This is a genomic window from Colwellia sp. BRX10-3, from assembly GCF_014077505.1.
Taxonomy (GTDB): Bacteria; Pseudomonadota; Gammaproteobacteria; order Enterobacterales; family Alteromonadaceae; genus Cognaticolwellia.
Genome location: NZ_JACGWA010000001.1, coordinates 493,698 through 507,531 on the forward strand (window position 1 = coordinate 493,698; position 13,834 = coordinate 507,531).

Annotated in this window: 10 protein-coding genes; 3 read left to right on the forward strand and 7 right to left on the reverse strand. The window is 38.6% G+C overall.

What is annotated here, in order from left to right; all coding sequences use genetic code 11:
- Positions 1-260 precede the first annotated feature (260 nt).
- Positions 261-1,439: a prephenate dehydratase gene (pheA, locus tag H4J38_RS02125; protein ID WP_182129000.1), complete on the forward strand. Its 1,179-nt coding sequence runs from the start codon at positions 261-263 to the stop codon at positions 1,437-1,439.
- Between the two features lie 102 nt (positions 1,440-1,541).
- On the opposite strand, the gene H4J38_RS02130 is transcribed toward pheA, so the two are convergent.
- The 3 genes from H4J38_RS02130 to H4J38_RS02140 all read right to left on the reverse strand — a co-directional run bounded on the left by H4J38_RS02130 (position 1,542) and on the right by H4J38_RS02140 (position 6,326).
- Positions 1,542-1,949: a hypothetical protein gene (locus H4J38_RS02130; RefSeq protein ID WP_182129002.1), complete on the reverse strand. Its 408-nt coding sequence runs from the start codon at positions 1,947-1,949 to the stop codon at positions 1,542-1,544.
- 220 nt (positions 1,950-2,169) lie between these two features.
- Positions 2,170-5,271, reverse strand: coding sequence for an efflux RND transporter permease subunit (locus tag H4J38_RS02135; RefSeq protein WP_182129004.1), 3,102 nt, complete (start codon positions 5,269-5,271; stop codon positions 2,170-2,172).
- Positions 5,268-6,326: an efflux RND transporter periplasmic adaptor subunit gene (locus tag H4J38_RS02140; protein WP_182129006.1), complete on the reverse strand. Its 1,059-nt coding sequence runs from the start codon at positions 6,324-6,326 to the stop codon at positions 5,268-5,270. The genes H4J38_RS02135 and H4J38_RS02140 overlap by 4 nt, the downstream gene beginning before the upstream one ends.
- 225 nt (positions 6,327-6,551) lie before the next feature.
- Between H4J38_RS02140 and H4J38_RS02145 the strand changes: the two genes are divergently transcribed.
- Entirely contained in the window at positions 6,552-7,286 is a 735-nt protein-coding gene (locus tag H4J38_RS02145) for a hypothetical protein (protein ID WP_182129008.1), read from the forward strand.
- A 90-nt stretch (positions 7,287-7,376) separates the two neighbouring features.
- Positions 7,377-7,973: a hypothetical protein gene (locus tag H4J38_RS02150; RefSeq protein ID WP_182129010.1), complete on the forward strand. Its 597-nt coding sequence runs from the start codon at positions 7,377-7,379 to the stop codon at positions 7,971-7,973.
- 445 nt (positions 7,974-8,418) lie between these two features.
- On the opposite strand, the gene H4J38_RS02155 is transcribed toward H4J38_RS02150, so the two are convergent.
- From H4J38_RS02155 to acs, 4 genes are all read right to left on the reverse strand, one after another.
- On the reverse strand, positions 8,419-8,892 hold the full coding sequence (locus tag H4J38_RS02155) for a thioredoxin family protein (RefSeq protein ID WP_182129012.1): 474 nt from the start codon (positions 8,890-8,892) through the stop codon (positions 8,419-8,421).
- Positions 8,893-9,023: 131 nt separating this feature from the next.
- A complete protein-coding gene (gene tyrA, locus H4J38_RS02160) occupies positions 9,024-10,166 on the reverse strand; it encodes a bifunctional chorismate mutase/prephenate dehydrogenase (protein ID WP_182129014.1) in 1,143 nt (380 codons plus the stop codon).
- A 30-nt stretch (positions 10,167-10,196) separates the two neighbouring features.
- Positions 10,197-11,306, reverse strand: coding sequence for a 3-deoxy-7-phosphoheptulonate synthase (locus H4J38_RS02165; protein ID WP_220465393.1), 1,110 nt, complete (start codon positions 11,304-11,306; stop codon positions 10,197-10,199).
- A 296-nt stretch (positions 11,307-11,602) separates the two neighbouring features.
- Entirely contained in the window at positions 11,603-13,546 is a 1,944-nt protein-coding gene (gene acs / locus H4J38_RS02170; protein ID WP_182129016.1) for an acetate--CoA ligase, read from the reverse strand.
- Between the last annotated feature and the right edge of the window lie 288 nt (positions 13,547-13,834).

A 13,834-nucleotide genomic window follows, 5' to 3' on the forward strand; every position in this document is an offset into this window, starting at 1 on the left:
ATTTAGAGATAAATCGGCATAAAGAAACGGTTGTACTCTTGCGTGATGGTGGCTAAAGTAAAGCTATGCAAATGATAAAACCAACTTATTTCTTTAACGCTTTCTTTCTCTCAGCGCGCTTTAGGTTTTGGCATTCACTAAAAAACCTCCTAATGGAGGTTTTTTAGTTTTCAGTGATAGCAATAAGTAAAAACAATTAAAAGCATCATTAAAATTTCATAATTGCAGCAATTAAACTCATAACTTATTAGGAAAACGCGGTGAACGAAGCATTAGATTTAAATAAAATACGTGAGAAAATTACTCTTCTTGATCAACAACTACTTGCACTATTTGCTGAGCGCCGCGCCTTAACCTTAAATGTTGCTAAAAGCAAAGCTCATCTAATTCGTCCAGTTCGAGATCAACAGCGCGAACAAGAATTACTGATCCGCTTGATCACACAAGGTAAAGCGCTGGGTTTAGATGCGCATTACGTAACCAGTGTTTTTCAAACCATTATTGAAGACTCAGTGCTAAATCAGCAAGCCTACTTACAAACTCTAGCCAACCCTAATATGCAAGAGCCAGCAGTGAGTGTTGCCTTTCTTGGTGATAAAGGCAGTTATAGCTATTTAGCAAGTCATCGTTATTTTTCTCGCCGCGCAGAAAAAATTATCGAAAGCGGTTGCCAAAGCTTTTCAGAGATTATGCAACAAGTTGAATCTGGCTCGGTTGACTATGGCATGTTGCCGATAGAAAACACGAGTTCGGGTAGTATCAATGAAGTTTATGACATTCTTCAACATACCAACTTGTCAATTGTAGGCGAAATAACACAACCCATTGAGCACTGTTTACTAACCGCAGTAAATACCAAACTTAATAAAATTAAAACTATTTATGCCCATGGTCAACCTTTCGCACAGTGTAGTAACTTTCTTGATAAACAAAGCGATATTCGTATTGAATACTGTGAAAGTACAGCTGATGCCATGGCAAGAGCATATGAATTACAAGACGACAGTGTGGCTGTTATTGGAAGTGAAGAAGGCGGTAACTTATATCAATTACATGCCTTGGAAAAATCTATTGCCAACCAAACCGAAAACCATAGTCGCTTTATTTTAGTTGCTCGTAAACCTATTGATGTTGCTGAACAAATACCTGCAAAAACCACCTTAATTATTGCTACTGGCCAAAAACCTGGTGCGCTAGTTGAGTGTTTGTTGGTGTTAAAAAACAAAGGCATTAACATGTGTAAGCTTGAGTCTCGCCCCATTCAAGGACGTCCATGGGAAGAAATGTTCTATGTGGATGTAGAGGCAAATTTGAAGCACTTAGCGTTGCAAGAAGCGATTACTCAAATCACTGAACAAACAAATTTCATCAAAATTTTAGGCTGTTACCCTATCGAACACATTAGCCCAACTAATGTCCCGAGCAGCGCACTTTTGTAAGTATTTATTCTGGGCATAATTAAGGGCAGTTAAACTGCCCTTAATTTCACTTCTTTTTTTTCTTAGGATTAATGATAGCGCTTAATTCCACTAAACCTAATATTAGGTTACCAATACTAACTGCTTGCGGTTTTTTAATCGAAAAATAACCGCACTAAATGTTAAAACAAATAATGTCGGAATAGCAGCAAACATAAGCGACGAAAACATATACTGACCAATTAACAAAGTTAAGGTAATAAAGCACATCGTCGGTAATATCAGCCAAAAAGTATGTTCACTGGCACACAACTTAAAAGCTTTACGCATAAAAAACAGCAACAATAAGCTAACGATACTGGCGGTAACAGCAGTAACTGACCCCGGGTAATAATCAAGCATAAAGTTAGTATGAGGGTGAAGCATGCTAGGTACAGGAGCTAAATTGCCAAGATGAACTAGCCAAACGAATGAGCCTGCGATTAGGCAGCCAAAATTAAAGGACCAGAGTTTTTTATTAACGTTGAACATCCATATTTTCCATATTTATTATTATTATTTTCCCTCTTTATATCTCAAGTATACTTTTTAATCAAGATGTCTGGTTTTCGTACAAGCGAGTGTTATGCCTTTTTAGTGTCAATATCAGAGTGAAAGTTATTAAACTTAAGAGCAGGATTAATAACCTATATATAAAAAAGCCCGTATAACATATCTGTATACGGGCTTTTTAACGACTGGCGCTATTTAATTAAGCTTTATCTATAGCTGCTTGGGCTTGCTGCTTTTCAATTTCTTGAGTAATAACTTTCGGTGAACCGGTATTTCGACACAGCCAATAGTAAGCACCGGGGACAACAAATAAAGTAAAAATACTGGCCAGAGATACGCCAGCGAAGATCACCACACCGATAACCATTCTGCTTTCAGCGCCAGGTCCTACCGCTAATACCAATGGAATAGCACTGGTGACTGTCGTAAAGGTGGTCATTACGATAGGTCTTAAGCGTTGTGTGGCAGCAGCAATTAACGCCTCTTCAAACGCGATACCTTTGTCACGTAACTGATTGGCAAATTCAACAATCAAAATACCATTTTTCGCTGCTAAGCCAATCAACATGACAATACCAATTTGACTGTATATGTTCAGGCTCATTCCCATGAGCTTAAGGCCAGCTAAAGCGCCAACCAATGCTAATGGTACGGTTAACATAATAACAAAAGGGTGAATAAAGCTTTCAAATTGAGCCGATAAAACTAGGTAGGTTATAACAAGGGCTAGAATAAAAATAAAGCCAATAGAGTTACCTGATTCTTGTAATAACTGTGACTCACCTTTATAAGCTACTTGTACTTCTTCAGGTAAATGTTCAGCAACCGCACCATTCAAAAATTCCAAAGCATCGCCTAGTGCATAGCCTGTGGCTAAATTTGCGCTAATTGTAACACTGCGGAGACGGTTAAAACGATTGAGCTGCGATGATGTTGCACTCTCTTCAATAGTGATTAAATTCGATAATGGTATTAATTTATTACTGACAGTGGAGCGAACAAAAATATTATCAATGTCTTTAGGGTTTGAAAAATCAGTTTTCTCGCCGCGCACAACCACATAATATTCTTCACCGCGTTCAACAAAGTTGGTGACTCTACGCTGTCCCAACATAGTTTCCAACGTACGACCAATATCACCAACCGATACGCCTAAATCAAAGGCCCTGTTGTGATCAATTTTAACCAGTAATTGCGGGTAGGTTTCTTTGTAGTCACTATCAATACTGTGTAAATTCGGATTTTCTTGCGCTTTTGCAATAATAATATCACGCCATTTCGCTAATTCTTCATAAGTATTACCTTGTAATACAAAGGCAACGGGTGATGAAGAACCTCCGCCACTTAAGCCACTGCGCATCATAGCAAAGGCTCTAACATCAGTAACTTGAGCCAGTTCGCCATTCATTTTATTAATAAATTCAAATGTATTGGTAATACGATCTTTCCAGGCTGGCATACCAACAATAGCAATACCACCCGTGCCACCAAAACCAGGTACTCGCACAATAACTCGGTCGAGTTCACCACTTTCTTGATGTACCAATAATTTTTCTTCTATTTGCTGCATATTTTTGACGTTATTTTCATAACTTGCCCCTTCAGCACCACGCATCATAACAAAGAAATTTCCTCTGTCTTCTTTAGGCGTGTATTCCGAAGGTAACTGATTGAATAAACCGTAAACAGCAAATAACGACAAAATAATAACAAGAAAGATCATCAGTGGTTGATGAATACTAGCTTTTAAAGAGCGCCCATAAGCGGCTTCCAGTTTAGCAAAGCCTTTATCTAACTTTTGACCAAACGATGAGCTACGCTCCTTATGCTTCAACATTTTTGAACACATCATTGGGGTGAGAGATAATGCAGTTAAACTAGAGAAAATTACCGCTGCAGCTATCGCAATAGCAAATTCTGTAAATAATCGCCCAACGTTACCCGATAAAAATATCAATGGTACAAACACGGCAACAAGCACTAACGTAGTAGCAATAACCGCAAACGCGACTTCTCGACCACCTTCGTATGCAGCTAGTAATGGAGTTTGTCCACGTTCAATTCTCCGGTAAATATTTTCCAGTACAACAATAGCATCATCTACCACCAAGCCGATGGCCAGCACCATTGCCAGTAAGGTTAGCAAGTTTATTGAAAAACCAAGCCACGACAGCACCATCATAGAGCCAATTAGCGCCACAGGCACCGTAACCGCTGGAATAAGGGTTGCTCTAACATTACCCAAAAACAAAAATATAACCAATACCACCATTAACATGGCGATACCGAGTGTGCTATAAACTTCATCAATTGAGCCTTGAATAAACACTGATGAGTCATAACTATTGGTAATTGTTGTACCTATTGGCAGCCCACCACGAACCGACATCATTTCTTTACGAGCAGCTTTGACCACTTCAAGAGTATTGGCTTTTGACTGTTTAATAATGCCTAAACCCACCATGTTTTTGCCATTACCACGAAACATGTTTTCTTCATCTTCTGCACTCAAGGCTATTTTGGCAACATCACCCAGATAGACTAAAGATTTATTATCATTACGCGCCACCACCATAGTGGCAAAATCAGCTTCGGTTAAATAACTACGTTCAACTCGAATAGAAAAGTCTCGATCGATTGATTCAACTTTTCCTGCCGGTAATTCAACATTTTCGGCTCGCAAGGTTTGTTCTATGTCATTAACCGTGACGCCTCTGGCGGCCATTGCTTTACGGTTTAGCAACACATTCATGGCGTAGGTTCTTCCACCACCAACCTGTACACGCGCAACGCCGTCAACCACAGAAAACAGGTCAACAATATAACGTTCAGCATAATCAGTTAGCTGCAATGTACTCATTACATCGCTTTGTAAAACAAACCAAACAATGGCACTTTCGTCATCATTTGCCTTAAAAACCTCAGGCGGTTCAGCTTGTTCAGGTAAGTTATTTAATGCCCGAGAAATTCTGTCGCGCACATCATTAGTTGCAGCGTCAATATTACGATCAAGGTCAAATTCAATAGAGATACTAGAACGGCCAACGCGGCTGGTAGAGTTTATTGATTTAACCCCTTCAACGCCGCTAATTCTATCTTCAAGTATTTGCGTAATTTTACTTTCAACTATCGCTGCAGACGCCCCAGGATATGAAGTATTAATACTCACCACTGGTGGGTCAATATCAGGGTATTCTCGCAGAGGTAAAGTTAAAAAGGCAACAATGCCAAAAGTGATCAATAGTAAATTTATTACCGTGGCAAATACTGGACGTTTAACCGAGAGATCAGATAAAATCACGACTTATTCTCCAGCGCGTTCACTGCAGAACCATCGCGTAATTTTAAAGCGCCTTCAACCACAACTTCAGTATTAGCATCTACACCACCAACAACTTCAACAAAACCTCGGTAACGGCGGCCAATTTCTAATTGCTTTTTAATAGCTTTACCTGCTTCTACGACAAAAACAAAATGCTGATCTTCAATCGGAATAACCGCACTTTCAGGTACTTGTAATATTTGCTCTACTTTACGCACTACTTGTAAATTCAACAACATGCCTGCACGTAATTTATGGTCAGTATTGGGGATTTCAGCACGTACTTTCAAGGTGCGAGTTACACTGTCGATACGAGAATCTATCGAAGATATTTTGCCAATAAATACATTTTCTTTGTAAGCTGTATTTGTCGCTTCTATGCGTTGGCCAATAGAGACAGTAGTTAAGTAGCGCTCTGGAATTGAGAAATCAACTTTAATAATACTCAAGTCATCTAAACTGGTAATAACATCACCAACGTTAATCAAGGCACCAAGACTAATTTCACGAAAGCCCAAAATGCCTGAAAAAGGTGCTTTAATGGTAAATTCAGCCAGTTTTATTTTTGCACTGAGCAGCTGTGCTGAAATAGCCTTAGTTTTTGCTTCTTGTTGATCAACCAGCGACTGAGATGTTGCTTTTTGTTTATACAAATCTTGAAAGCGGTTCAGTTGGGAAACAGATTCAGCAAGGTTAGCCTGGAGTTCTTTAACTTTAGCGGCCTCTTCTCGACTATTAAGGCGAACTAAAACATCACCTTTATTAACGGTTTCACCGTCTTGAAATAAAACCTCATCCACTAAATCTGAATATTTACTGGTAATGTACACTTGTTCGTTTGCCCGTGAAGTGCCTACAGCTTCTACGGAATCTTTATATTCAGCCAGCACTATCTTTGCCGTTTTTACCGACACAACCCGTTGATATTTTTCTTTGGTCGTTGCCTCTTCAGGCCACTGCAAGTAAACAATTAAGGCAATTAACACACCAACGAGTAATAACAAAGGTAAGCGACGACTAATAGCTGCAGACATAAACAAAGCTCTCTAAATTTGCGAAAATTTTCAGTAGTATTACTATAACCTAGATACGGTAAACGCTCGATACAACTTAGCCTAAGATTTAAGGCTTTGGTCGCAAAATTAGAAAAAACAATTAACTTTGTGATTATTAAGATATAATTTAGTTATATATATGCCAAATGAAGAATAGTGAGTATTCGCCATTACTTCATATTTTACATTTTAAGGATTGAACTCGTGAAAATTATTGCCTCAATTATTGTTATTTTATTATTACTTGGTGGTGGAGCTCTTTGGTTTTTAGCCAACGGCTCATTAAATGACTATATTAAAAATCAAATTGAAACAGTTGGCACACAAGTCACAGAACAGGCTGTTACAGTAAAAGCGGTTGATATTAAGCTTACTAGCGGCGCCGGTAGTATTTTAGGTATTAACTTAGCTAACCCCAAAGCCTATAGCCAACCTAACGCCTTTGCTTTAGAAGAAGTAACACTTGATATTAATTTAGAAAGCTTAACCTCATCACCTATTATTATTGATGCCATCGTGATCAAATCTCCACAAGCTTTTGTCCAATTTACCCAAACTGGTGGTTCTAATATCCAAGATATTTTAGATGCCATCGAGCGTAACACACCTAAAGATGATGCCAGTGCTGCCGATACAACAAGTGGTAATGAACCTAGAATAAAAGTCAGTAAAATTATTCTTGCCGGAACCGCTCTAACGATTGATTTAAGTGCCTTTGGTAATAAAGAGCATAATGCTACATTAGCGGATATAACGTTAAGTAATGTGGGCGGTGATGCCGGTTTACCCGCCAGTCAATTAGGTAGTGAGATTGTCAAACAAGCATTATCTAAAATTTGGCAACAAGCTAAAGCAACACAAAAGAAAAAGTTAACTGATAGTGCTACAGAAAAACTAAAAGAAAAAGCGAAGAAAAAATTGACTGATTTATTTGGATAATCTTAATTTTTTAATGGTAAAGCCCTAGCCGAAATCAGTATCAGAATTTGGCTAGGTTTATAAAAATAACAAACCATAGGATACGTCGTAATGAAAGTGAATACCCCATTAAAACCACTAGCAATTCTCTGCGCTTTGTTATGCTCCAATGCAGCGATAGCAAACCAATATGAAATCAGCGTTATGGGTGGGCAAATGTTTAGTTCTGATTTGGTTGCCAGTGATGATAGCGATATCAATGTTGACTCAGGCAGTAACATTGCTGTTGGATTTGCATGGCAAGAGAATGTTAATGGCCAAGGCCAAATACTTTTGAATCGTGTTAGTTATGATTTTATCGGCCAAAATGAAGACAACAATAAACTAAATATCACTTATGCACATTTTAATGGCGTGGCTCTGTTCCGTCAGCAAAACTATGTAACAACTTTGAGTTTAGGTTTTGGTGGCGCTTATTTTGATGCCGAACAAGGTAGCGAAGAAGTTTATCCTTCAGCCAGTGTAGCCTTTGGTACACGCTATGAATTTTCTAAAAGCATGGCATTGGTGACAGAATTACGGGCCTATGCCACGCTAATTGACGAAGATGATGCTATGTTTTGTCAACAAGAAATATGCAGTGCAAACTTCACCGATTCATTATGGATAGATAGTTCAATTGCTGTCGGTATTGCCATTAAGTTTTAGTTTGTTAAGCTCTTACTTTAGCAGCTCCAAATAGCTTGTTGTTATATTAAAGCTATTACTTTGACCAATATGTAAAATGGTGAAAAGTAATAGCTTCGTTATACCCAACCAGAAATATTTATCTTCATTAACATCGAATACACCCCTCGATTAATTTATCAACAAACCATGATTACTTGCCTAGCTTTGCCTCAACTTCGTTTCATCTAACTGATATCTTTTTAATTAATTTAATATTATCGTCTACTCTCTGGTAGCATAAATAGAGGCTGATAGTGGCTAAAAAAGATCATTCAGCCATAGTTAATCCAATTGACATAAAGTGCATTATTGACCCGTCAACCATGATCAAAAAAATCGCACTGATGACTCTTCAGCTGCGATTTCATTACTAGATTCAATCTAGATGGTTATTTACTTAAAACAAAATTACAAGATTACAAAGCTATAACATGGCTGAAATATCAGCCGTTAGTGACACATTAGGACGCTCTATAATACGACCAATTTCTTTATCGCCTTGATAAACAATAAAGGTTGGGGTGTATTTTATATCGTGTTTTTTTGCTGAGCCGTTAGGCTCTGATTTTTCATAATCGAGTCCAATTAAGCGATTAGACAGTGTTGGGCTTTCGGCAACCATTTTAAAAAATCTAGGCACTTCACGCTGACTGTCATGGCACCAAGAGCCGAAATAAACTTCTATATGTAAATCATTTGGCCAACCTTTAATTTCAGCAATTTCATTATCAGACAACTGAAATGTTTGATAGCTTTGCTGAAAAGACTTATGTTCACTCATTAATTGCTGCTGACTAACTTCGCCAATAGCCATAGCCGTTTTATCCACTTGACTATTCGCGCAGGCAGAAAGAACAACAAGAATAATACTTGATAGAATAGCTGGAAACTTCTTCATTTCATTCCTTGTTTTAACTTTTTTATTAATATTTATTTAATTCGTTTAAAGCAATATCGATTCACTTTTCTGCAGAGAAAACTATAACAATTTATAAGATAACCAGCTACTTGTGAACATTACTTTATTGCTTAATGTTTTTTAAGTTGGTCGGCTTTAATTAACATCTCTTTACTTTCTTGCATGAAAATATCAGCATAATCACCGAACCAATCAGCCACTTGTGAAAACATGGTAGTGAAAGATTCTTTATCATTTAATTGCACGTCTTCTAATAATTCTAAAAAACGATAAGCAAAACGCTTCATCATAGCAATGTTGTCCTGATTAGCGAATATAATATCAGTGTAAAGAATAGGGTTTTGCGCAAACAAACGCCCTACCATAATCAACTCTAAACGATAAATGGGTGAACTCATCTCCACCAACTGTGCTATATCAGCTCCCTCAGCCATTAAGTGATAACCGTAGGCAATAGTTGAGAAATGTCGCATTACTTGCACCATAGACATCGCTTGATCATGAGTATGTGCCTCAACAGGGTGAATTTTTGCCCCCCACACTCTAAATTGCTCGAGTAACCAATGATACTTTTGTGGAAAGCGCCCTTCACAAGCAATAATAGTTTGTTTAACTAAACCCGTTACATCAGGCCCAAACATAGGGTGTAAGCCGACAACTGGGCCAGCATGTACTTTCATCATTTCATACAGTGGCGCTTCTTTAATACTGGTAACATCTGCCAAAATGCAGTTTTCAGGCAATGCCCCTAATTTTTGGATAACCATGGCCGTTAATCTAATTGGAACGGCTACTATCACTAGACTAGCCTCAGATAAAATTTCAGCACTATTTGGCCAGTCGGCTTGCTCTAGGGTTTGCACTTGATAATGAGAACGCGTAAATAAATCAACAAATATTCGTCCTAATTGCCCTTCACCACCAATAACAACTACTTTTTTACAATCTGGATTTACACAACGATAACCACTAGCATCTTGGCTAATATAAGAGTCTTGCATCAAGCGTCGAAGAATATCTTCTATTAATTCTGGCGATAAGCCGGCCTCTATTGCTTGTTGGCGGCGAAGCTGTAATAGACTAGCTTCACGTTCAGGAGCGAAAATCGGCATACCCTCTGCGCTTTTTAATAAACCAACTTTCGTGGTAACAGCGCGACGCTTGGCTAATAATGCAACGAGTTGACAATCAATTTCGTCAATTTCATTGCGCAATTCACCTAACTTTTCTTCAAATGTAGAATTGTTGTTCATTGCTGGTGTTTTTTCCTATTCACTCAAGACTTAATTAATACGTTGTTTTAAAACGACTTCAAGCTTAGCACTAGCATCAGAGATAAGCTTTTCTGTCGTTTCAAAATCGATACAAGCATCAGTAACAGAAACGCCATATTGCAGCTGGTCAAATGGTAGTTCTGAACTTTGATTACCTGAGTTAATATTACTCTCTAACATAATACCAATAATAGTTTTATTGCCCGCACAAATTTGATCGAAAACATTATCAGCCACTAACGGTTGACGGCGATAGTCTTTATTAGAGTTACCGTGAGAGCAATCAACTACAATACCTGGTTCTAAATTTTGTTTTGCTAACTCTTCTTCACATAAAGCAACATTATCGGCATCATAATTAGGCTTTTTACCACCGCGCAAAATTACGTGCCCATCAGGATTACCTGAGGTTTTAATCAGTGCAACTTGCCCTTGACGATTAATACCCATAAAACGATGTGAAGAGGCAGCAGACTGCAAAGCATTAATAGCAACACCAAGGCCACCACTAGTACCATTTTTAAAACCTATTGGCATCGACAGACCGCTGGCCATTTCACGATGTGTTTGTGACTCTGTGGTACGCGCGCCAATGGCAGACCAACTAAACAGTTCAGCTAAATATTGAGGACTAATAGGATCTAGTGCTTCAGTAGCTAATGGTAAACCTAACTCGGTCAAATAAATCAATAATTCACGCGCTTTACGAAGGCCACTTTCTACATCAAATGAACCATCCATATGCGGGTCATTAATCAGTCCCTTCCAACCAACCGTAGTGCGTGGCTTTTCAAAATAAACTCGCATAACTATGTATAAACTATCTTGATATTTATCGTGTAATACCTTCAACTGTCGCGCATAAGCTTTTGCAGCATCAAGATCATGAACTGAGCAAGGGCCGGCAATCACTAATAAACGATGATCTTGTTTGTGAATAATATTAGCGATGATGCTTCGAGCGTTTTTAACAAAAACACGGCCAGCTTCTGGCAGCGGTAACTCTTCACGTAAAGCATTTGGGGTAATTAAGATTTCTTCGGCATTGACGTGAATATCGTTCAGTCTGCTTTTAGGTATTTGGCTTGCGTCGGACGTCGTTAAACTTGATTTTGACATGGTTCTTTCCTGAATATAAAGCAATAAGTATAAGTTTTTAAGTAAAGTATTTTCGGCTAGCAGCTATTTTATGCTAATAACAAGGTCGCTAGAAAAGCGACTAGCTAAAGTATGGGAGGTAATAATATCGATATTGCAGATTGTGCACTTTTTACGCCTTTCTAACTGTAAGCTTAAGTTTACTTAATTCGTACCGTTTATATTACACTATAATTTACTTAGGTACAGCCCTATTGTTAAATAATAAGGGATAAAAAAAGCGCCTCTCGGCGCTTTTATCTCAACAACATATCTCTTTAGCTATGAACGATTCGATTACTAACTAAATGTTCAACAACTGCAGGATCTGCTAGCGTTGAAGTGTCACCTAAAGTATCAAGGTCATTTTCAGCAATTTTACGCAAAATACGGCGCATAATTTTACCTGATCGGGTTTTAGGCAATCCTGGAGCATATTGAATGTAGTCAGGTTTAGCGAAACGCCCTAATTCTTTAGCAACAAACTCAGTTAGCTCTGCTAACAACTCAGTAGACTCTGTCGCGTTATTCATTAAAGTGACATAAGCATAAACGCCTTGGCCTTTAATTTCATGTGGATATCCAACGACAGCAGCTTCAGCCACTGCTGGATGCAATACCAAAGCACTTTCTATTTCAGCAGTACCTAATCTATGGCCAGATACATTTAAAACATCATCAACGCGACCCGTTATCCAGTAGAAACCGTCTTCATCACGTTTTGCACCATCACCAGTAAAGTAATTTCCCGGATATTGGCTTAGGTAAGTTTGATAGAAGCGCTCATGATCGCCATAAACACTGCGTAATTGCCCAGGCCAACTACCTGTGATCATTAATAAACCTTGGTTTTCACCTTCAAGGGTGTTGCCATCTTTATCAAATAAAGCAGGTTTAACACCAAAAAACGGTTTACCTGCTGCACCCGGTTTCATATCAACTGCACCTGGTAGCGAAGTAATTAATATACCGCCAGTTTCTGTTTGCCACCAAGTATCAACCACAGGACAATTATTTTTACCTACGACTTCATAATACCAGTGCCATGCTTCAGGATTAATGGGCTCCCCCACGGTGCCTAAAATGCGCAACGATGATAAATCTGCTTTTTCAACAAAACTATCACCCACACTCATTAATGCACGAATAGCCGTTGGTGCAGTATAAAAAATATTCACTTGGTGCTTATCACACACTTGCCAAAAGCGACCAGCATCAGGGTAAGTAGGCACGCCTTCAAAAACCAGCGTTGTCGCACCGTTAGCTAATGGTCCGTAAAAAATATAAGAGTGACCTGTGATCCAACCCGCATCAGCCGTACACCAATAAATTTCACCCTCTTTATAATCGAAGACATATTTATGGGTCATTGCGGCGTAAAGTATATAACCTCCACAAGTATGCAGAACACCTTTAGGCGTGCCTGTCGAACCTGAGGTATATAAAATGAATAGTGGATCTTCAGCATCCATTACTTCAGGTTCACAAGCTGCTGGTAGTTTGGCGACTTCTTCTTGATAATTGACATCAATTTTGTTGTTCCAAGCCACGTCTCCGCCAGTGCGTTGCACTACAATCACGGAATGAACATTTGGACAGTCGGCAACGGCTGCATCAACATTTACTTTCAACGGAATAACACGACCACCACGGAGACTTTCATCCGAAGTAACAACCACCTTACAGTCGGCATCAATAATACGTGAACGAATCGCTTCAGTTGAAAAACCACCAAATACCACAGAATGAACTGCACCTATGCGCGCACAGGCTAGCATGGCGTAACCAATTTCTGGGATCATCGGCATATATATGCACACACGATCACCTTTTTTCACGCCGCGTGCTTTTAGTAAATTAGCAAATCGACACACATGATCATGTAGCTCTTGATAGGTGATTTTTTTATCTTCACTCGGGTCGTCGCCTTCCCAAATAATGGCAGTTTCATCAGCTTTACTGACTAAGTGACGGTCAATACAGTTATAGCTAACATTTAATTTACCACCAGAAAACCATTTAATATTGGCAGATTTCAAATCAACATCAGAGACACTATCCCATGGCTTATACCAGTCGAGAAACTCTTCAGCTTGTTCAGCCCAGAAAACATCGGGTTGCTCAATTGACTGTTGATACATAGCATCATATTTTGCAGAATCAATATAAGTGTGGGCTTTTGCCTGCGCTAATACGGGATAACGGCTTTTTAGTTCTTGCATGCTTAATCCTTGAAGTCTAAATATTTAATGGCTTGTCGACACGTTCAGCAAAGGCTTGGCTTAACTATCGTGCTACTTTAACTTACCAACATCATAGCGTAAGTTTTGGCACTGGAAAACACCACTAAAGTCGAATACCAATGGTTCTTGCATATTAATTCTCTACAAAAATTACATTATTTAAATGTCGAAAACACATTAAAACTTAGTTTTAGAATAAACAAGATATTAAAATCAAAAGGATAGAAAGAAGCCCAACCGAATGATTGAGCCGTTATATAAATTTAT